Source organism: Propionivibrio soli, assembly GCF_025770765.1.
Lineage (GTDB): Bacteria > Pseudomonadota > Gammaproteobacteria > Burkholderiales > Rhodocyclaceae > Propionivibrio > Propionivibrio soli.
Genome location: NZ_JANZKY010000002.1, coordinates 1 through 18864, shown reverse-complemented (window position 1 = coordinate 18864; position 18864 = coordinate 1). Strand labels below are relative to the sequence as shown.

The following is an 18864-nucleotide window of genomic DNA, read 5'->3' as shown; positions in this document are numbered from 1 at the left end:
CACCGCGTTCGGCGAGTTGCCGGGCGCCGATTATCTAGGCCGATATTACCCGGTTTTTACCCGCCTTCTTTGCTGCGTACATGGCCTCGTCGGCACGCTTCGTGACCGTCGCCTGCGTATCTGAGGTTCGGTACTCGGTAACCCCGGCGCTGAAAGTGATGAGGATTTTCTCGTTGTCGGTGAGGAAGATCCGCTTGGTGAGTTCGCGCTGCAGGCGCACGAGGGCCTTGGTGGCGTCTTCGACCGGCGTGTCGGGCAGCAGGATGACGAACTCCTCGCCGCCGAAGCGGGCGAGCGTGTCCTGCGGCCGCAGCGTTTCGCGGACGACGCTGACCAAGTGGATCAGCGCTGCGTCGCCGGCATCGTGGCCGAGGGTGTCGTTGAGCTTCTTGAAGTTGTCGATATCGAGGAGCGCGACGCACAAAGGCGATTTCCGCCGCTGCGCCCGTGCCACTTCGACCTCGAAGGTTTCCTCGAGTCCTTTTCGGTTCAGCGAGCCCGTCAACTGATCGTGCCGGACGAGGGTGCTGGCCTTGTCGAGTTCCTGCTGCAGTTCGTTGACGCGCCGCTCGGCGGCTTCGACACGCTCCCGTGTAAGACGCAGATCGTCACGCGACCGCTGCGCGTTGAGCTGGATGATTCGCGTTTCCTTGATCACCTCGGCGAGCACGTTTTCCAGTTGGGAAATGTCATTTGCCTTGCTGATCTTTTCTGCGCAGACTTCGATCTTGTCGTGGTAATCCGACGTGGAGTCGGCGAACTCGGCGAGGTGGTCCACGAAGCCGGCGAGCATCTGCTTGAGCGCTTCCTTGGCTTCAACCAGGCTGTGCTTCAACTGGCTTTGCTTGAAGATGACCTCTTTGAGCCGGTGCTCGGCGTCGGTGACCATGCGCAGGTTCATCGGCTTGGCGACGATGTCGCGCACGACCGCGACTTGGCCGCTCATCCAACCGTCGTCGATGACGAGCTCGCTGACGTTTTCGATCACGAGTTGCAGCAGCTTGAGGAGTCCTGTGCGCAGCTCGTTGCGATCCTCGGCTAGGAATTCAAGACGGAAGGCGAAGCGTTTGATCTCGGCGAGCAGATCGTTCATCGCCTTGATCGTCGATGCCTTGCGCGCGGAGGCGGCGAGCGCCTTGACCTGATTGGCCAATTCGGGCTCGTCATCGAGTTGTGTGGCGACGACGGTTTCCAGTGTGTAGGCGAAGATGTCGCGCAACTCGGGGAGCAGTTCGCTCGCGCGGCTCAGCGGGCCCGTTGCCGGCGTGGCAGTCTGTACGGGGGAGGCCATTGCCCCTTCGGTCTCAGTGTCTGACGTCGAATCCGCCACCTCGATGGAATCCGCGGCGGGCTCGTTGAGCGACCACGACTTGGTCAGATTCTGCAGGCGAGAGAAAAGCAGTTCGTTGTTCTTGGCAGTGTTCAGCACGCGCTCAAGTGATTCGCGCTTGCGTGCTGGCGTCAAGCCGCTCTGCTTCGCGTCCCATTGGCGTAGCAAGTCGGCGATCAGGTCATTCCACACCAGATCCGATTCGGCGCTGTGCTCGACGATGAAGTCGACCAAGCCTTTGCGGTAGTCCTCCCAATTGGCCGTCTTCAACGCCTGGTCGAGTTCGCGGGCGAGGCGCTGCTGAACGGGCGTTTCTTTTGGCAGGGCGAGCAACAGGCTCTTCAGTTCGCGTTCCGGGAAGGCTTCCGCGCTTTTATCGGTGACTCCGGCGATCTCGTTATAGATCGCCAGGTAGTTGTCTGGCGACGGGGCCAAACGCCGCACCATCAACTGCTTGAGCGTTTCGCGCGCGATTTCTGATGGATTCGATGGGTTTGCCATGGTGTTTGATTGTTGTACCGAGCGACGCGGTCGACTTGTTCCGGCCGACGCTAGTCCTTCTCGCAGAGCATGCGAGCCCCAGACGCTTCGGCTATAATTCGCGCCTCGGCCATACGGCCCGCCCCCGTAGCATGAAGGTCGTGCAGTTGATTTGTAATCATCAGGTGTTGGTTCGATTCCGACCGGGGGCACCAGTCCAGCCATGCTGCATTGGCCGGCCGGCAAGCTGAGCACGCCGTCTGCGTGCTTCTTTCCCGTTCTGTTCCCCGTGTTTCCAGTGCTGGCGCTTCTTGGCGCCACTTTCCTTTGTTATCCAGCTTCAGCAGAAATGCAGACGCCTCTCGCCGCCGCAGTATGTTGCATCATAGCAAAGAAGGCAGAGATGCCGCCCGGGACGCAAGGATTGCCACGGCCCATGGCTGTTCCTCGACACTGATTGCGGAGATTATCAGCCCGCACGCTGTGGCGACGACTTTGAGGCGTAAAACGGAGTAGACGAAAGCCCGGCAACCGCCAAAGCCAACGACCCTAGGCTAACTTCGAACGGCGTCGGCCCAGCAGTTCGGTGTCTCGTACAGACGGACGCGCTCCAGGCGCAAGGCATTGCCGTACGTGTCCTTGTATACTCCGTCGAGAATCGCAAAGGCCCGTTCAACGAGGTTCTCGGCCGTTGGAATGCAATCGAGCACCACTGTTTTGTGGCCGGGCAAAGTATTGAGGAAGTCTACGACCGCGTTATCTCCCTCATAGGCGAGAAACGCATGGTCCCAGAGGTCGACCAGATGCCGGCGGGCCAAGGTCTTGATTTCCGAGAAGTCCATCACCATTCCATTGGCCGGGTCGCCAGGCTGGGCAATGATATTGCCGGACAAGGTAATCTCGATCGCGTAGCGATGGCCATGGAGATGGCGGCATTGGCTGCGGTGATCGGGAATGCGGTGACCGGCGTCGAACTCCAGACGGCGCGTGATGAGCATCGGGAAAACGGGGGAGAAAAAACGCTGCGGATTATATCATTGGCAGGTGAGCTCCCTTTTGCCGGAGCCGGATCGTTGAGGAGTTGGAATATGCTGGGTGTCAGCGACCACAGTCGCGATAGTGCGGGAATGAAGTACGTTTATCCGGTCGTGTCGAGGCGTGCCGGAGGCGTTTCGGTGGGCGTCAATCTGAACGTCAATAACGCCTGCAACTGGGCCTGCGTGTATTGTCAGGTGCCCGACCTCAAACGAGGCGGGCCGCCTCCCGTTGACCTTGAACTCCTCGAGGGGGAATTGCGCACGTTTCTCGAAAGGACCACCAGCGGTGACTTCATGGAGAAACACGTCCCGGAAGGCGCTCGCCGACTCGTGGATGTGGCTTTCTCGGGGAATGGGGAGCCGACGAGCGCGGCAGAGTTCGCACCCGCCGTTGGCCGTGTGGCCTTGGTTCTGCGCGATTTCGGTCTCGTGGATACGGTGAAGATCCGCTTGATTACGAACGGCAGCCTCATGCATCGTCCCGATGTGTGCGCAGGCATCGCGGATATTGGAACCCTAGATGGTGAGGTCTGGTTCAAGGTGGACCGCGCGACCTCGGCAGGAGCTGCGCAGGTCAACAAAGTGAATCTCGATCCGGAGAAGGTTCGCGCGTCGCTGCTCAAATGTGCTGAACTCGCGCCGACCTGGGTTCAGACTTGCTACTTCGCGATCGACGGTGTGGTCCCGGACGCAGCGGAGCAGGCCGCCTATCTAGAATTGATCGCTTCGGTCAGGGAAAAAATCAGGGGCGTGCACCTTTACGGTCTGGCACGCCCCTCGATGCAACCTGATGCCGAAAAACTATCGAAGCCGTCTCTGGATATCTTCCACAGTTATGCCAAAGCTATTGCTTCGCTTGGCGTCAAGGTGGTTGCCAATCCCTGACGCCGACGCTAAATCAACCCGCCTTCTTCTTGGCCTTGGCAGACTTCTTCAGCTGTTTGTAAAGGTCCGACTCTTCGCTCTTCAGATAGTCAATGACGTCAAGGTCTTCGCGCTTGATCCGTTGAATGTCGATCTGCTCGACATGCACGAGGCGCAGCAACTCGCGTACGGGCCGCGGCATATTACGGCCGCTTTCATAACGCGAGCCACCACTCTGGGTTACTCCGATTTTCGACCAGAACTGCTGTTGATTCAGACCGAGCTTGCGGCGAATCTCTCGCGGATCGGTCTTCTCGGCGGCTTTTGAGGTGTTCATGTTCGTCCTTTCGTTTTTGGCTTCTTGCCCTGTGGAAGTCGAGGTTTTTATCCCCGAAATATGATCATTGATATATAACTTTGGTAATAGTGATGACAGTATAGAACAAGCACATAAACGATTGCAAGTGGCATGCCCGGGCCCGAAAAAGCCCGTTCCTTCGACGACCAAAAACTCCGAAAATTACTTGCTAGATCAAGCAAACAATCGGGTAGAATCAACGACTTTCGTGACTCGCATTTGGAGTATGAATTGGCTCTGATAGTTCAGAAGTTTGGGGGTACGTCGGTTGCCACCACTGACCGCATCAAGAACGTGGCAAAACGCGTCGCACGGTGGAAAAAAGAGGGGCATGACATCATTGTGGTGCCCTCGGCCATGTCGGGTGAAACCAACCGGCTTATCGGGCTGGCGAAGGAAATATCCGCGACTCCCGATCCACGCGAACTCGACGTGATCGCGTCGACCGGGGAACAGGTCACCATCGGTTTGCTTTCCATGGCGCTGCACGAAGAGGGCTTGAAAGCGAAAAGCTACACGGGGCCGCAAGTGCGCGTCTTGACTGACAGCACGTTTACGAAAGCCCGCATCCTCCAGATCGACGACGACAAGATCCGCAAGGATCTCGCCGATGATTACGTTGTCGTGGTCGCCGGTTTCCAGGGTGCCGACGAGGATGGAAACATCACCACGCTTGGCCGCGGCGGTTCGGATACCTCAGCCGTTGCACTGGCCGCGGCACTGAACGCTGATGAATGCCAGATATATACCGACGTGGACGGTGTTTACACGACCGATCCGCGTGTCGTTCCCGAGGCTCGGAAGCTCGATACGATCACCTTCGAAGAGATGCTCGAGATGGCCAGTCTGGGCTCGAAGGTTCTCCAGATTCGCTCGGTCGAGTTTGCCGGTAAATACAAAGTCAAACTGCGCGTGCTTTCCAGCTTCCAGGATGAGGGCGAAGGCACACTGATCACTGTTGAGGAAGAAAAGCAAATGGAACAACCGATTATTTCCGGGATCGCCTTCAATCGCGACGAAGCCAAGCTCACCGTGCTCGGAGTTCCCGATCGGCCAGGTATCGCCTACCAGATCCTGGGACCCATCGCTGACGCCAACATCGATGTTGACATGATCATACAGAACCTCGGGCATGACGGTTCGACCGATTTCTCGTTCACCGTTACGCGAGGCGATTACAACAAGGCGCTGAAGATTCTCAACGAGAGCGCAGGGAAGTTGAACGCGCGCGGTGTCGTCGGTGACAACAAGATGTGCAAGGTGTCAGCCGTTGGTGTCGGTATGCGTTCGCACCCGGGCGTCGCGAGCAAGATGTTCGGCGTCCTCGCCGCAGAAGGCATCAATATTCAAATGATCTCGACCTCAGAAATCAAGATTTCGGTCGTCATCGAAGAGAAGTATCTGGAACTGGCCGTCCGCGTGCTGCACAAGACGTTCGGCCTTGATCAGGCGGACTGACGACCGTTTGACCGGGCGTGGCGGAAACGCTATTATCGCGCCCTTCCGGAGACGTGGCCGAGAGGTCGAAGGCACTCCCCTGCTAAGGGAGCATTCGGGCATAAACCTGAATCGAGGGTTCGAATCCCTCCGTCTCCGCCAGTAAAGAAAAACCCGCACGGCTTATGGCTCTGCGGGTTTTTTTGTTTCGCGTGTGCCGCCGAGCTCACATTTCAAGCACGAGTGCCTTATCACGTAGGCTAGCGTTTGACCGGTCTGGAATCGGATTGCTAGTATGGTAGCCGCCCTGAAATCCACTATTCTTGCCTTCCAAAGCGAGTTGTGGCCAGAAGCATCCATGAGTGCGGTATGCCGGGCAAGTTCCGGGCTTGTTTTGCCCAACAAGAATCCCCATCGATCGTCCCAACAACCGGGGCGGTGTAACCCCGAAAATCCTTGGAGCACAAATGACGCGTATCCCGTTTGAGAGCATGTACGAAGTCGTGACCGATGCCTTCGTGCGCGCAGGCATGAACCAGAGCGACGCGGAGACTTGTGCCCGCGTGCACACCGAATCGAGTTGTGACGGCGTTTATTCGCACGGCTTGAACCGCGTCGCGCGCTTCGTCGATTATCTGCAGCGCGGGTGGGTCGACGCCAAGGCGAAGCCGGCGCCGGTGAAGAAGCTCGGCGTCATCGAGATCTATGACGGCGGCTACGGGCCGGGGATACTGAACGCGTTCTTTGCCACTGACCGGGCGATGGCCATTGCCGCGGAGAATGGCGTTGGGATCGTGACTTTGAGGAACACAACCCACTGGATGCGGGGAGGAACGTACGGCTGGCGCGCTGCCGACAAGGGCTTTGTGGCAATCAGCTGGACGAATACGGAATCGTGCATGCCTTCCTGGGGGGGAAAGAATCCGCGCCTGGGAAACAACCCTTTCGTAATGGCCGTTCCCCGCAAGAAGGGGCACATCGTTCTCGACATGGCGATGTCCCAGTATTCATACGGAAAGCTTCAGGTAACGCGTCTTAAGGGGGAGAAACTGCCTTATCCGGGCGGTTTCGACAAGGATGGAAATCTGACGTCGGAACCGGGGCCGATCGAGCAGTCGATGCGCATCTTGCCAACGGGATACTGGAAGGGGTCGGCTTTTGCCATTCTTCTCGACACGCTGGCCGCTGTTCTTTCGGAGGGCCTACCCACCAACCGCATCGACCAAATCGGCCGAGGCAGCTGCACGGGTTGTTCGCAAGTGTTCATCGTCTTCGACCCCCGGCAGTTGGGCGGGGAAGACTTCACGGATCAAGTGGCCGATAGCGTAGCCGACTATGTGAACGGATCGGTTCCGGCTGAAGACGGTCGGGAAGTTCGGTACCCCGGACAGTCCACGCTCCGCATCCGCGCCGATCAGCGGGCGAATGGCATCATCGTCGACGACGGTGTATGGGCCGAGGTACTGAAGCTGGCCGGCCGGGAGGGCTGACGCTGCCTCCCAGCGGAGGGGCTATCTTCGTAAATCGGGGACACCGTGGCGTGGACTGACGTGCTTGCCCAAGACGCTCGGTCTCTGTCTTGCCGGGAACCTCGCGTGCGGTGTTGGCACGCGTTCAGGCTCCCGGAGGATGGCTGATCACCGACGGACAACTACAAAAACGCAGCATCGCCGAGTGCCTGCCCGATTGGGCGGCCTCAATGCTGCCGACCGGCCGATTGTTGAGCCGTTTGCGCCCGCAGTTTTGCTTCTCGTTCTCGCAGTTCTGGCGTAAGCGCTTCGCCGAAGTCGTCGGCCTCGAATACCTGCCGAATCTCGATTGTTGAGTCGTTCGGCATCGGATTGGGACAGCGTTTTACCCACTGGATCGCCTCCTCTAGAGAAGCGCACTTCCATATCCAGAACCCGGCAATGAGTTCGTTCAACTCCGGGAAAGGCCCGCGCGTGACGACACGCTCGGCCCCGGAAAAACGCACCCGGGCACCTTTCGAACTCGGCCGCAAGCCTTCGCCTGCCTCTAGAACGCCCGCCCTCGCCAGAGCCTCGTTGAATTGCCCCATTTCAGCAAGTTGCTGCTCACTTGGCATCACACCCGCTTCGCTGTCCTGGCCAGCCTTGATCAGTATCATGAATCGCATGTTGGTCTCCTTGATCGACGCGGCGAAAGCCGCTGCCTCAGGCATACGACGATTCAGAGAATGCGATATCGACATCCGCCGCAAGGGCGAGCGAGGAATGCCAGGAGCGAATAGGAACCCGGAAAGCGATCGGTCATGCGGAGCAGGGAGTTCGCGCCGGGATCAAGGCGTGTCCGGCGGTTCCTCGATCATCCGTTGCTCCTGCTCCGTGCGGCGCTGATGCCTTGCGATGTAGATCCCGCTACCGACCAGGATGCCGATCCCGAGCAGCGACCAGCCGTCAGGAAAATCCCCGAACGCGAAGAAGCCGATGGCGGCAACCCAGATAAGTTGCGAGTAGCTGAAAGGCGCCAAGCGTGATGCCGGCGCGTGCTCGTAGGCCTTGATCAGAATCAGGTGCCCCAGACCGCCCAGCATACCGAGTCCCGCGAAGGCTATCGCGTGATAGGGCGACTGTAGCGGCATCGCCACGCTGGGCAAGGACAGCAGCGAGAGCACCGAGCCCACGAGCCCGGCGTAGAAAATCGACGTGTACGGGCTTTCGAGCCCGGCGATACGGCGCGTAAGAATCTGGTACGACGCGAAGGCCAGCGCGTTTCCGATGGGCAGCAACACGGCCCAACTGAAAACGCTGCTTCCCGGGCGGATGATCGTCAGCACACCGGCGAAGCCCACAAACACGGCCACCCAGCGGGCGAATTCGACGCGTTCCTTGAGGAAGACGACCGACATCAGCGTGACAATCAGCGGTGCAAGGTAGGCAATGGCTGTGGATTCCGCCAGCGGCATGAACTTTAGCGCGCTGACGAAGAAGACCGAGCCGAGGACGAGGAGCAGACCGCGGGCGATTTGGGTCCCCAGGTGTCGTGTGCGGACCAGCGCCCAACGGTAACGAGGGCCAAGCACGGCGACGACCAGCAGAAGGTGGAAGGTGAATCGCGCCCAGACGATGAGCGGAATGGGGTAGAAGCGGGTGAGGTATTTCGCCAGCAGGTCGCCAAGAGAAAAGATGGCGACGGCGACCATGACCATTGACACGCCTTTGGAAACTTGCGGAGCGCTGCGGCGAGACTTACTCATGACGGCAGCACGGCGAGAAAGAGGTGACGCCCCGGCGGGGCGGCGGATTTACGAGGCACACGGTCATCTGGCCGGCCCGTTTCCCGGTCGGCACCTTCTTGACGGGGCAAATCTTTCGTTTGCGCCCATCGTTTGTAAAGCATGGAATTATGCCGCAATCCCGGCTCCATTTCCTTAGTCCCTTGCGTTTCTGTCGTTGCTGCCGGGACGAAAGGGCATCAAGGTCGCCAATGCGGAGTGTTGCCGACCCATGGCAACCCGCGTGAAGACGGCGTTTTCACTGATCGAGTACAATCCGGCCTCGGGTTTTGCAGCGACGCGGCGTTCTTGGCTTTGTTCACACCATCCGACCTTCGATCGGCGAGCCGACACCTTGGCCGCATAGGCGCTCTGTTGGAATGGCGCGTCAAATAAGCCAAGCCCACACAATCAACAAAAGAAGAAAGCTCGTGTGAACAGGGAGACCCGCCGAGAATCAGCGCGCCGAAACCATCGGTTCGCTCGCCTATGCAACCGTGCCGAGCTTGCTTCAATTTCGCTATTTCGGCCGCAGTGTCAGCCGCTACCTCAGGTTGACGCAGAAACTGCCGGCGGACTTGGCTTATGCGAGTGCCGCGCATGAAGATTCTTGTTACGCCCTGCAACAACACTCTGTCGCACATCGCCAAAGGGTTGGCGCTGCGGGAGCAACTTGAGGCCCGAGGGCATGAAGTCCACCTCGCCGTGTCGGCCGCGCGTGCATCCTTCCTCGAAAGCATTGATGAACGGCGGTACGTCATCCTGCCGGATATCCAAGAAGCCAGTGGGGCACCGTTGCCCTGTTTTTCTTGGTTTCGTCCCGAACGTTTCGAAGCGTGTGTGCGCGCCGAAGTCGACTTGCTGAACCGGCTTAGGCCAGACGTGGTTCTCGGCGTGTTCCGTTTCACTGGTCCGCTCTCCGCGGCGCTGACCGGGATCCCCTACGACTCGCTGATCTGCGGTTGCATGACGCCGGCGTGTCCCGATGTTCTCGGCTTCGAACCGGGCGAACCGGGTGAGGAGGAGCAGAGCAAGGCGCTGCGGTTCTTTCGTCGCACCTGCGCACAGCGTCTGCATCCGGTTTTCTCGTCGTTCGGCCTGCCACCTGTGGACGATGCGTGGCAACTCCTCGTCGGCCACCGTACCTACCTTTGGGACTATCCCGAATTCCAGCCTTTGCCGGCCACACCGGGTTTCCATCATGTGGGGCCGGTGTTGTGGACCAAATGGCCGACGCCTAAGCTCCGTGGGAACGAACTCGATACGCTGAAAGGACCGGTGGCTTACGTAGCCTTCGGTACCGGAGACATGCCGCCCGAGTGGCTAACGCACCTTGTGCGGGCCTTGTGGAACATCGGTTATTCCGTGGCCATCGCGCTCGGCGGGCGGCCCGTGCTGGTCGACCTACCGCCGGATCCGTTGCGGCTGGCCGTGTTCGACTTCCTGCCCGTCGAGGTCGCGTTGCCGCGTGCCAGCCTCGTCGTTTGCCATGGCGGGCAAGGATTGATTTTCGAAGCGTTGAGCGCACGCGTGCCGGTTTTCGTTCTGCCGATGCAACCTGAACAGGCGCAGAACGGCCGCTGTTTGGAACGAATGGGGTGTGGGACGCGCCTGCTGCGCGGTAACGTTTTCGGAGGCCGAGCCAGCCATAACCTTGATGCGTTCCTGGAGCGACCGATCGACATCCTTGCCGATGAGATGGCCGCGTTTCTTGCCAGCGATGGGTTGCATCGACGCCTCGAAGAGGCGGCGCGGACACAGTCTGGATATCGGGGTGCCGAGCAACTCGCGACTGTGCTGGAGGATCGATGAACCGGCAAGCCGACGAAAGTGGCCGGACCGACCCGTTTACTGTGGTTCTGGTGCATGGCTATCTTGGCCGTGCGTCGGATCTCTCCCGGCTGGAGTCTGCACTGACCGAGCGCTTCGGTCCGGACTCGGTCCACGCCGTTCGCCTGCCCGCTCATGAGGATGGGACTGAAATTCCACCGTTCGACAAAGACGCGTGCCTGGACGTCATTGGCTCCACGATCGACATGCTACGGAGTCGCGGCCGCCGGCTGATTCTGCTTGGGCACTCGACCGGCGGCAGCCTTCTCCTGGCTGAGATCTCGCGTCGCCTTGCTGGTGACCCGGGAAGCTTGAGCGACCTTGATCTGCTTGTTCTGTGTGCTACGCCGCCGGTGATCGACCTCGGCTACGCGCAACGTTGGGCGTTACACACGGAATCGCGCACGACATATCTGCATGACGTCGGTGAACTGGTGAGCATGATTAACCGTCTTGCTCGGCATGCTCCGCTCGCCGTACCGTCGCCGGTGCTCATCGTGCAGGGCGAAGCCGATGAACTCGTACCCGTTGCAGCGACGAGCCAGTGGGGTGACCTCCTGAGAACCGTACCGCACAGACAGGTACGGATCGCGGACGCCAAACATCACCTGTTTTCCGGTACGGGAGCGGACGTGGCGATCGACGTCGTTTGTCGAGCCATAGACGATGCCGCCCGCCGCCATCAAGCGCAAACGTCTACGAGGCTCTCGACGTCGTTCGAAATGGTGCCGCCTCTAAAATCGTTCGTCACCGCCTGGCCGGACTCTGCAAGACATCTTGGGTTTAGCCCGGCTGCTCGAAGCGCATGCGGCAAGGAATTCCGCCCGGTGCCGGAGATGGCGGGCGAGCCGACCGTGGCGAACATCGAGATCACAACGCGGTGTAACCTCGGCTGCCCGGCTTGCGCGCGGACGCAACTGAAAACGAAGTCTCGGTTTATGAGCAAGGACGATTTTGTTAAAGTGCTCGACCATCTTCCCCATGCCTATCGGGTCGTCCTTGTCGGCCTCGGCGAGCCGCTGTTGCACCCGGAGGCGATCGACTTCATCGGACTCGCCGTTGCATCCGGCCGTCGCGTCGGGTTGGTCACCAACGGAACGGTGCTGACGGTTGACAAAGCGCAGGCGCTTTGTTGTTCCGGGTTGTCCGCGATTACGGTGAGCCTCGACGCCGTGACGCAGGCGAGCGCCGATCGGGTCCGTACAGGGTGCGATGTAGCAGAATTCCGGCGGAATGTGGCCAACTTAATTGAAGCTCGCCGCACCCTAAATCCAGGGCTTGGCGTCTCGGCGTTTACCGCGCTTGCGGCCGATACATTGGACGAGTTCGATGCCGTTGTCGATTTCGCCGCCGACCATCAATTCGACGCCTTGATGGTGAGCGATCTCAACTTCGCCTCCAATCAAGCACGCTCGTTGCACCAAACGCTGGACGACGCGCAAAACCGGCGGCTACGCAAGACACTTAGGAAAGCCGTGGCGCGGGGCCTGCCCATACTCTCCGTGCATGCCTTGGAGGAGTTCGCGCTCGAACAACGTTACCTGGATTTCCTCGTTACGCGCGGCTACCAAGTGGCGCAACGTTCGACGCGGCGTGCGCGCTGTACCTCTCCTTGGCAGAGCATTCCCGTCGGCGTAGACGGCGACATAACGCTGTGTGACTGCCAACCCACGGAAGTTATCGGCAACATTCATCGGCAGCCGCTGCACGCCTGGTGGAACGGCCCGGCGATGATCCGACACCGTCAACGCATGCTTGGCGATGATCCGCCGGCGGCCTGCCTTGCCTGCCCCAGATTCTAAGGAACACCATGGATACCACTGTCGATCGATCCCCCGAAATTTTCGAGTTCGAACCCGCCCGCTTGCGAGGGCTGCCCGCCCGGTTCGAAGCTCAGCGCATTGCCTTTGGCCCGGTCGTATTCCAATGCGTGCGCACAGCATGGAAGAGTGGCCTGCTCAAACACATCGAGGAGGCTGGAGCGCCGGGTGCCGAGGTTGGCACACTGGCGAAGAGCGTTGCCTTGTCGGCCTACGCGATTTCCGTCGTACTGGAAACGGCGCTGTCGGCAGGCGTCGTCAAGCGCGTCGATGGGCGCTACACGCTGACCCGTGTCGGCGACAACGTTCTTCATGACGAGCTTACGCAGATCAACATCGATTACATCCACGATGTCTGTTACAAAGGCTTGTTCATGCTAGACGAGTCGCTACGTGAGGAAAAGCCGCTTGGGCTGAAGGCGCTTGGCGACTGGGCCACGATCTATGAGGGACTCTCCGAACTGCCGGAACCGGCGCGTACGAGCTGGTTCAATTTTGATCACTATTATTCGGACTCGGCGTTCGCCGATGCACTCGAATACGTGTTTGCGCGGCATCCGCGGCATCTCGTGGACATCGGAGCCAATACGGGGAAGTGGGCCTCGCAGTGCCTACTGCACGATCCGGAGGTTCGTGTCACCTTGCTCGATCTCCCGATCCAACTCGAACGTGCGAGGGCGGCGCTGGAAGACCGAGGGCTGATTGAGCGGGCTACGTTGTATCCGATTGACATTCTGGATACGAACGCCGCATTTCCCGGCAACGCCGACGCCGTCTGGATGAGCCAGTTCCTGACTTGTTTCAGCCTTGATACCGTTGGCGAAATCTTCCGGCGGGCGACGGATTCGCTCGCCGACGGAGGCTCGGTCTGGGTTCTCGACACCTTCTGGGACCGCCAGAAGTACGGCATTGCCAGCTACTGCCTGATCAACACATCGCCTTATTTCACGTCGATGGCGAGCGGCAACAGCAAGATGCATGAATCGGCGCCGGTGGTCGCTTGTGCCGAGCGTAACGGCTTGCGTCTGGCAGATATTCGGGATGGTCTCGGTATATGCCACTCGTTGTTGCGTTTCGAGAAAGTGAGCTGACGCGCGTATTGCGCCGATCGAACGTTGCGTGAACGCCGCATTCCGGCGGCTACCGCGTTTTCTGACGGGCGAGGGGCTACAGCAGGCGCTGACGGTGTGCTAACGTCGCTCAGAAGCTGTTGTCCTTCGGTAACGCATCGGGAGGTATTCGTGGAGCCTTTGTTACCCGCGATCGAAATGGAGACAGGCGAATCGCCACGGTTCTCCATCATCTGGCTGCACGGTTTGGGAGCCGACGGGTCGGACTTTGTGCCCGTCGTGGAGGAGCTGCAGCTACCTGCCGAATACCCGATTCGTTTCGTCTTTCCGCATGCGCCGCACATTCCGGTGACGTGCAACGGCGGGTACATCATGCGTGCCTGGTACGACATCGTGTCGCTCGATTCGCGCAGCCGCCATGTCGACGACCCCGGAATCCGCGCGTCATGCGAAGCAGTCGGCCGCCTGATCGAACGCGAGAACGAGCGTGGGGTCCCGAGCGAGCGCGTCTTTCTAGCTGGCTTTTCGCAGGGCGGCGCGATTGCCTACACGACGGCGCTCACTTATCCGCACCGATTGGCCGGTGTCATCGCATTATCGACCTACATTCCAGGGCCGGGCCGGTTGGCTCATGAAGCTGCGGCCGCCAATCGCGGGATCGCCTGTTTTGCTGGCCATGGCAGCGACGACGAGGTTGTCGCCATCGACCTTGGCATTGCCGCGCGCAACTTCCTGCAACAGCACGGCTATCCGGTCGAGTGGCATACGTATTCGATGACGCACTCGGTGTGCCAGGAAGAACTGACGGATATCGGCCTTTGGCTAACACGCAAAATGGCCGCGGCAGGTGACTGCCTCCCGGAGAGCGAGTAGTCCTGACCGTGTCAGCCAGGCGGGGACGGGCCTTCCCGGCGGGAAGACCCCTGGGTCCGCCTTAGGCAGAGCGCCCGTAGATGTCCTCGAAGCGGACGATGTCGTCTTCGCCGAGATAGGTTCCCGACTGAACTTCGATCATCTCGAGCGGAATGCGTCCCGGATTCTCGAGCCGATGCTTCTTGCCCAGCGGGATGAAGGTGGACTCGTTTTCGGAGACGAGGTAGCTCGCGTCCTCGCGCGTCACCTTCGCCGTGCCGCGCACGACGATCCAGTGCTCGGCGCGGTGGTGGTGCATCTGCAGCGAAAGGCTGGCGCCCGGCTTGACGACGATGCGTTTGACCAGGAAGCGTTCGCCGGAATCGACGCCGTCGTACGAACCCCAAGGACGGAACACCTTGCGATGCAGCTGCCCTTCGGAGCGGCCGTCACGCTTCAGGGAGTCGACAATTTGCTTCACGTCCTGGGTCTTGTCCTTGTGCGCGATGAGAACGGCGTCCGGCGTTTCGACGACGATCAGGTCTTCGACGCCGACGCAGGCGACGAGGCGGCTGCCCGAGAAGGCCAGCGTATTGTGGCAGTCGTGGAGCAAGGTGTCGCCCTGCGCGACATTACCTGCTTCGTCCTTTTCGAGCACCTTCCACAGCGCATCCCAGGCACCGACGTCGGACCAGCCGGCGGCGAGCGGAATGACCACCCCTTGGGGCAACGATTCCTTTTCACGCGAGGCGATACGTTCCATGACGGCATAGTCGATCGAATCGGACGGGCAATCCTTGAACGCCTCCTTGTCCACGCGCAGAAAATCGCCGTCCGCCGTACCGCGTTCCCATGCCGTCCGGCAGGCCGCATGAATATCGGGACGGCAGGCTTCGATGGCGGCTAACCACACGGACGCCTTCATCATGAAGAGGCCGCTGTTCCAGAGATAGTTTCCGGCGTCGAGATAACGTTGCGCCGTCGCAAGATCGGGCTTCTCGACGAAGCGCGCGATCGTCGCCGCATGTCCTTCGCCTGCCGGGCCGTCGGCCTGGATGTAGCCATAACCGGTTTCCGGCGACTCGGGAGTGATGCCGAAAGTCACCACGGCGCCCCCTTCGGCGAGCGCCGCCCCCTCCGCAACGACGGCCTGGAAGGCCGGAACGTCGATGATGACGTGATCGGCGGGCATCACGAGCAGGACCGGATCGCCGCCGTCGCGCATGGCGGCGAGGGCAGCGAGGGTCAGCGCCGGTGCAGTGTTGCGGCCGAAGGGTTCAAGTACGATCGGACCTTCCTTGCCGATCAGGCGCAGCTGCTCGGCAATGACGAAGCGGTATTCCTCGTTGCACACGACCATCGGTGCTGCAATCTGAGCGCCGGCGATGTTTTCGACGCGTCGCACCGTCGCCTGCAACAGCGAGTCTTCGCAGATCAGCGGCAGCAGCTGCTTCGGATACTTCTCTCGCGACAGCGGCCACAGGCGGGTTCCTGAACCGCCGGAAAGAACTACGGGCTGAATCAGCATACAACGGTCTCCATGTTGATGGTTCCAGAAAAAGCAGACGGCACACACGTTGCGAAACTATCCGAGTTTCGCAACGTGTGCCGTGCGGAATTCCTCAGTGCTAAACCTCCGCCTCGCCGAACGCCACGCCCTGGGCGTCCTTGGCCGACAGCACCGGAGGCTCACGGAGCGGCCAGTCCACAGCCAGCTGCGGATCGTTCCAGGCAATGCAGCGCTCGTGCGCAGGCGAGTAGTAGTCGGTTGTCTTGTACAGAAACTCGGCGGTATCGCTGAGCACAAGAAAGCCATGCGCGAATCCGGCCGGGATCCACATCTGCCGTTTGTTCCCGGCCGAGAGCCGGTCGCCGACCCATTGCCCGCGTGTCGGCGAGTCGGGGCGCAGGTCGACGGCGACGTCGAACACTTCGCCGACGACCGCGCGTACGAGTTTCCCTTGCGCCCGCGGCGCCAGCTGGTAGTGCAGGCCGCGTAGCACGCCGCGGGCGCTCTTCGAATGATTGTCCTGAACGAACTCGGCGTCGACGCCGGTCGCATCCTGAAAGGCGCGCGCGTTGAAACTTTCATAAAAGAAGCCGCGCTCGTCACCGAAAACTCTCGGTTCGAGCAGAACGACGTCGGGAATGGCAAGCCGCGTTATCTTCATGAGAACACCCTGTCGCGCAGCAAACCTTGCAAGTATTGTCCGTAGCCCGACTTGGCGAGGATGTGGGCCATGCGTTCCAGCTGTCCGTCGTCGATCCAGCCGTTGCGCCAGGCGATCTCTTCCGGACAGGCGACCTTCAAGCCCTGCCGGCTCTCGATCGTGTTGATGAACTGGCCGGCTTCTAGCATCGATTCGTGCGTGCCGGTATCGAGCCATGCATAGCCCCGCCCCATCGTCTTGACGCTCAGCCGTCCGCTGTCGAGATAGAGGCGATTGAGGTCGGTGATCTCGAGTTCGCCGCGTGCCGATGGCTTGATCGACTTGGCAAGTTCGACGACATGGTGGTCATAGAAGTAGAGGCCCGTCACGGCGTAGCGAGAACGTGGCTGCTTCGGCTTTTCTTCGAGGCTAATCGCATGGCCGGTCGTGTCGAATTCGACGACGCCGTAGCGCTCGGGATCATTGACGGCGTAGGCGAAGACCGTCGCCCCTTCGGCCTGCGCGTTCGCCTCGTGCAATAGGGTTGCGAAATCGTGTCCGTAGAAGATGTTGTCGCCGAGGACGAGCGCCGACAGGTCGCCGCCGATGAACGATTCGCCGATCAGGAAGGCCTGCGCCAGCCCGTCCGGCGAGGGCTGGACGGCGTAGCTGAGCTCGATGCCCAATCGATGGCCGTCGCCAAGCAGTTGCTCGAAGCGTGGTGTGTCTTGCGGCGTCGAAATGACCAGGATGTCCCGGATACCAGCCAGGAGCAGGGTACTCAGCGGGTAGTAGATCATCGGTTTGTCGAAGATCGGCAGCAATTGTTTCGAGACCACTTGTGTCGCAGGATAGAGACGTGTCCCCGAACCTCCGGCGAGGATGATGCCTTTGCGTTTCGTCATCACGAGTTCTTTCCGAAAGGGAGTTTGGGTTAATCGGTGAATGGCCGATCGCTCCGCTTCGGCGCAAAGATGGCTGCGAATGTCATGCCGACTGGCGATCGATCGCGCGATTATCGCCCTTTTGCCTCTTCCCGGCGACTAGGACCTCGCGTTGGAAGTGGCGCCGTTCCGCCCGGGCATCGCCCCAGCGCAACTCGTTGCGGTCATCGCCGGCGAAGAACGTTTGCCCGAGGCGATCGACGCAGTAACGCGGCGAAACGATCATCTCCGAGAACTCCATCGCCTCCCCAAGGCGCGTGTACTCGAACAGTACGCTGCGTATCGCCTTCGAATCGCGGCGTAGATGGCTGCCATGGCCGATCCACGCCGGTCCGATGATCGAGCAGCCGGGCTCGACACGGACGCTGGAACCGATATAGACCGGTCCGACGATCTTGCAGCTTTCCCAGGCGATCGATGTGTTGACGCCAACCCAGACACCGGGTTTGACCTCGCGACCGGGCATGGGGAACGCGCCCGCTTCGCCGCGCAAAACGCGCTGCAGGACTGACCAGTAGTCGGTGACGCGCCCGATATCGATCCAGTTGAACGAATGGCCCTGCGCATAGAACGGCAGATCCTTCTCGATCAACAACGGAAAAAGTTCGCCGCCAATGTCGAATGGTTTGCCCGAAGGAACGAGGTCGAGCACCTCGGGTTCGAAGATGTAGATGCCGGTACTGGCGAGCTGCGACTTGGCTTCGTCGGGTGTCGGCTTTTCCTGGAAGGAGCGCACGCGGCCGTCGTCATCGGCAACGACGATGCCGTAGTTCTGCACCTGGTCGCGCGGCACTTCGAGCGCCACGACGCTGGCCAGAGCGCCCTTGCGGCGATGCTCGGCCAGCGCGGCGCCGATGTCGAGGTCGACGATGGCGTCGCCGCACAGGACCAGCGTCGTCTCGTCGAAGAAGCCGCTGAAATCCTGGATCGCCTTCATGCCCCCGGCGGAACCTTTGGGTTTGGGCAGTATCTCGCCGTTGTCGTAAACGCCTTCGAAGGCGTAGCCGATGTTCACGCCCCAGCGGCGGCCGTCGCCGAAATACTCCTCGATACGGCGATGGTGGTAAGCGACATTGATGATGATGTCGGTGACCCCGTGCCGCGCCAAATGCTCGATCAGGTACTCCATGACCGGCTTGCCGAGGATGGGCACCATCGGCTTGGGCAGGTCCTTGGTCAGCGGACGGACGCGCGTTCCCTGGCCGGCGGCCAGAATCATTCCTTTTGCCATTCGTTGTCCTCTCGTTTCTCTCGAATGTGTCTTTGATCGGGGTGGCGAGTATTTATTGCACGCTGGCCGGCGCGAGGTGAAACGCCGCATGTCGGCGCGCTGCCAACCGCCTAAGCCCGTCGCGGACGAGGGCGGTGGCTTTCTCGGACGAGCCCGACTCGGCATAGCAGCGCAGTTCCGGCGCATTGCCCGAGGGGCGGAAATGCACGATGTCCCCGTTCTCCAG

17 protein-coding genes and 2 tRNA genes are annotated in these 18864 nt (G+C 60.4%); 9 read left to right on the top strand and 10 right to left on the bottom strand.

Going from position 1 to position 18864, the window contains the following annotated elements; translation table 11 throughout:
- Positions 1-34: 34 nt before the first annotated feature.
- Positions 35-1831 (bottom strand): GGDEF domain-containing protein, encoded by a 1797-nt coding sequence (locus NZ453_RS02140; protein ID WP_263768654.1) that lies wholly within the window; start codon positions 1829-1831, stop codon positions 35-37.
- Positions 1832-1951: 120 nt separating this feature from the next.
- On the opposite strand from NZ453_RS02140, the gene NZ453_RS02135 reads away from it, so the two are divergent.
- Positions 1952-2025 (top strand) — tRNA-Thr (locus NZ453_RS02135).
- A gap of 339 nt (positions 2026-2364) precedes the next feature.
- Here NZ453_RS02135 and queD read toward each other — a convergent pair.
- Positions 2365-2808, bottom strand: coding sequence for a 6-carboxytetrahydropterin synthase QueD (gene queD / locus NZ453_RS02130; protein WP_263768653.1), 444 nt, complete (start codon positions 2806-2808; stop codon positions 2365-2367).
- Positions 2809-2898: 90 nt separating this feature from the next.
- On the opposite strand from queD, the gene NZ453_RS02125 reads away from it, so the two are divergent.
- Complete coding sequence (locus NZ453_RS02125; RefSeq protein ID WP_263768652.1) at positions 2899-3732, top strand: radical SAM protein; 834 nt, start codon at positions 2899-2901, stop codon at positions 3730-3732.
- Positions 3733-3745: 13 nt separating this feature from the next.
- Here NZ453_RS02125 and NZ453_RS02120 read toward each other — a convergent pair whose 3' ends face one another.
- Positions 3746-4048, bottom strand: coding sequence for a helix-turn-helix domain-containing protein (locus NZ453_RS02120; protein WP_263768651.1), 303 nt, complete (start codon positions 4046-4048; stop codon positions 3746-3748).
- A 252-nt stretch (positions 4049-4300) separates the two neighbouring features.
- Between NZ453_RS02120 and NZ453_RS02115 the strand changes: the two genes are divergently transcribed.
- The 3 genes from NZ453_RS02115 (at position 4301) to yiaK (ending at position 6996) form a co-directional block, all read left to right on the top strand.
- Positions 4301-5527 carry an aspartate kinase gene (locus NZ453_RS02115; RefSeq protein ID WP_263768650.1) on the top strand — a complete coding sequence of 409 codons (1227 nt, stop codon included), beginning with the start codon at positions 4301-4303 and terminating at the stop codon, positions 5525-5527.
- 47 nt (positions 5528-5574) lie between these two features.
- Positions 5575-5668 (top strand) — tRNA-Ser (locus NZ453_RS02110).
- Positions 5669-5973: 305 nt separating this feature from the next.
- Positions 5974-6996, top strand: coding sequence for a 3-dehydro-L-gulonate 2-dehydrogenase (yiaK, locus tag NZ453_RS02105; protein WP_263768649.1), 1023 nt, complete (start codon positions 5974-5976; stop codon positions 6994-6996).
- A gap of 206 nt (positions 6997-7202) precedes the next feature.
- On the opposite strand, the gene NZ453_RS02100 is transcribed toward yiaK, so the two are convergent.
- Positions 7203-7643 (bottom strand): YciI family protein, encoded by a 441-nt coding sequence (locus tag NZ453_RS02100; protein ID WP_263768648.1) that lies wholly within the window; start codon positions 7641-7643, stop codon positions 7203-7205.
- A 162-nt stretch (positions 7644-7805) separates the two neighbouring features.
- Positions 7806-8723, bottom strand: a complete 918-nt coding sequence (locus NZ453_RS02095; protein WP_263768647.1) for a DMT family transporter — start codon at positions 8721-8723, stop codon at positions 7806-7808.
- A gap of 618 nt (positions 8724-9341) precedes the next feature.
- Here NZ453_RS02095 and NZ453_RS02090 point away from each other — a divergent pair.
- The 4 genes from NZ453_RS02090 to NZ453_RS02075 all read left to right on the top strand — a co-directional run bounded on the left by NZ453_RS02090 (position 9342) and on the right by NZ453_RS02075 (position 14334).
- Entirely contained in the window at positions 9342-10553 is a 1212-nt protein-coding gene (locus NZ453_RS02090; protein ID WP_263768646.1) for a glycosyltransferase, read from the top strand.
- Positions 10550-12373 (top strand): alpha/beta fold hydrolase, encoded by a 1824-nt coding sequence (locus NZ453_RS02085; RefSeq protein ID WP_263768645.1) that lies wholly within the window; start codon positions 10550-10552, stop codon positions 12371-12373. The genes NZ453_RS02090 and NZ453_RS02085 overlap by 4 nt, the downstream gene beginning before the upstream one ends.
- Before the next feature lie 8 nt (positions 12374-12381).
- Positions 12382-13482 (top strand): class I SAM-dependent methyltransferase, encoded by a 1101-nt coding sequence (locus NZ453_RS02080; protein ID WP_263768644.1) that lies wholly within the window; start codon positions 12382-12384, stop codon positions 13480-13482.
- 150 nt (positions 13483-13632) lie between these two features.
- Entirely contained in the window at positions 13633-14334 is a 702-nt protein-coding gene (locus NZ453_RS02075) for an alpha/beta hydrolase (protein ID WP_338051135.1), read from the top strand.
- 61 nt (positions 14335-14395) lie between these two features.
- On the opposite strand, the gene NZ453_RS02070 is transcribed toward NZ453_RS02075, so the two are convergent.
- The 5 genes from NZ453_RS02070 to NZ453_RS22095 form a co-directional block, all read right to left on the bottom strand.
- The gene (locus NZ453_RS02070) at positions 14396-15841 is read right to left on the bottom strand and encodes a mannose-1-phosphate guanylyltransferase/mannose-6-phosphate isomerase (protein ID WP_263768643.1); all 1446 of its coding nucleotides are present in this window, start codon (positions 15839-15841) and stop codon (positions 14396-14398) included.
- A 100-nt stretch (positions 15842-15941) separates the two neighbouring features.
- Positions 15942-16484: a dTDP-4-dehydrorhamnose 3,5-epimerase gene (gene rfbC, locus NZ453_RS02065; protein WP_263768642.1), complete on the bottom strand. Its 543-nt coding sequence runs from the start codon at positions 16482-16484 to the stop codon at positions 15942-15944.
- Positions 16481-17368, bottom strand: a complete 888-nt coding sequence (gene rfbA / locus NZ453_RS02060) for a glucose-1-phosphate thymidylyltransferase RfbA (protein WP_263768641.1) — start codon at positions 17366-17368, stop codon at positions 16481-16483. Before rfbA ends, rfbC begins: the two co-directional genes overlap by 4 nt.
- An 82-nt stretch (positions 17369-17450) precedes the next feature.
- A complete protein-coding gene (locus NZ453_RS02055) occupies positions 17451-18638 on the bottom strand; it encodes a nucleotidyltransferase family protein (RefSeq protein ID WP_263768640.1) in 1188 nt (395 codons plus the stop codon).
- Between the two features lie 52 nt (positions 18639-18690).
- A complete protein-coding gene (locus NZ453_RS22095) occupies positions 18691-18849 on the bottom strand; it encodes a hypothetical protein (RefSeq protein ID WP_476746524.1) in 159 nt (52 codons plus the stop codon).
- Positions 18850-18864 lie beyond the last annotated feature (15 nt).

Excerpts from the sequence above, each read along its gene's own strand:
- NZ453_RS02140 (WP_263768654.1), bottom strand. The coding sequence starts at position 1,831 with ATGGCAAACCCATCGAATCCATCAGAAATCGCGCGCGAAACGCTCAAG.
- queD (WP_263768653.1), bottom strand. The coding sequence starts at position 2,808 with ATGCTCATCACGCGCCGTCTGGAGTTCGACGCCGGTCACCGCATTCCC.
- NZ453_RS02125 (WP_263768652.1), top strand. The coding sequence starts at position 2,899 with ATGCTGGGTGTCAGCGACCACAGTCGCGATAGTGCGGGAATGAAGTAC.
- NZ453_RS02120 (WP_263768651.1), bottom strand. The coding sequence starts at position 4,048 with ATGAACACCTCAAAAGCCGCCGAGAAGACCGATCCGCGAGAGATTCGC.
- yiaK (WP_263768649.1), top strand. The coding sequence starts at position 5,974 with ATGACGCGTATCCCGTTTGAGAGCATGTACGAAGTCGTGACCGATGCC.
- NZ453_RS02100 (WP_263768648.1), bottom strand. The coding sequence starts at position 7,643 with ATGCGATTCATGATACTGATCAAGGCTGGCCAGGACAGCGAAGCGGGT.
- NZ453_RS02095 (WP_263768647.1), bottom strand. The coding sequence starts at position 8,723 with ATGAGTAAGTCTCGCCGCAGCGCTCCGCAAGTTTCCAAAGGCGTGTCA.
- NZ453_RS02090 (WP_263768646.1), top strand. The coding sequence starts at position 9,342 with ATGAAGATTCTTGTTACGCCCTGCAACAACACTCTGTCGCACATCGCC.
- NZ453_RS02085 (WP_263768645.1), top strand. The coding sequence starts at position 10,550 with ATGAACCGGCAAGCCGACGAAAGTGGCCGGACCGACCCGTTTACTGTG.
- NZ453_RS02080 (WP_263768644.1), top strand. The coding sequence starts at position 12,382 with ATGGATACCACTGTCGATCGATCCCCCGAAATTTTCGAGTTCGAACCC.
- NZ453_RS02070 (WP_263768643.1), bottom strand. The coding sequence starts at position 15,841 with ATGCTGATTCAGCCCGTAGTTCTTTCCGGCGGTTCAGGAACCCGCCTG.
- rfbC (WP_263768642.1), bottom strand. The coding sequence starts at position 16,484 with ATGAAGATAACGCGGCTTGCCATTCCCGACGTCGTTCTGCTCGAACCG.
- rfbA (WP_263768641.1), bottom strand. The coding sequence starts at position 17,368 with ATGACGAAACGCAAAGGCATCATCCTCGCCGGAGGTTCGGGGACACGT.
- NZ453_RS02055 (WP_263768640.1), bottom strand. The coding sequence starts at position 18,638 with ATGGCAAAAGGAATGATTCTGGCCGCCGGCCAGGGAACGCGCGTCCGT.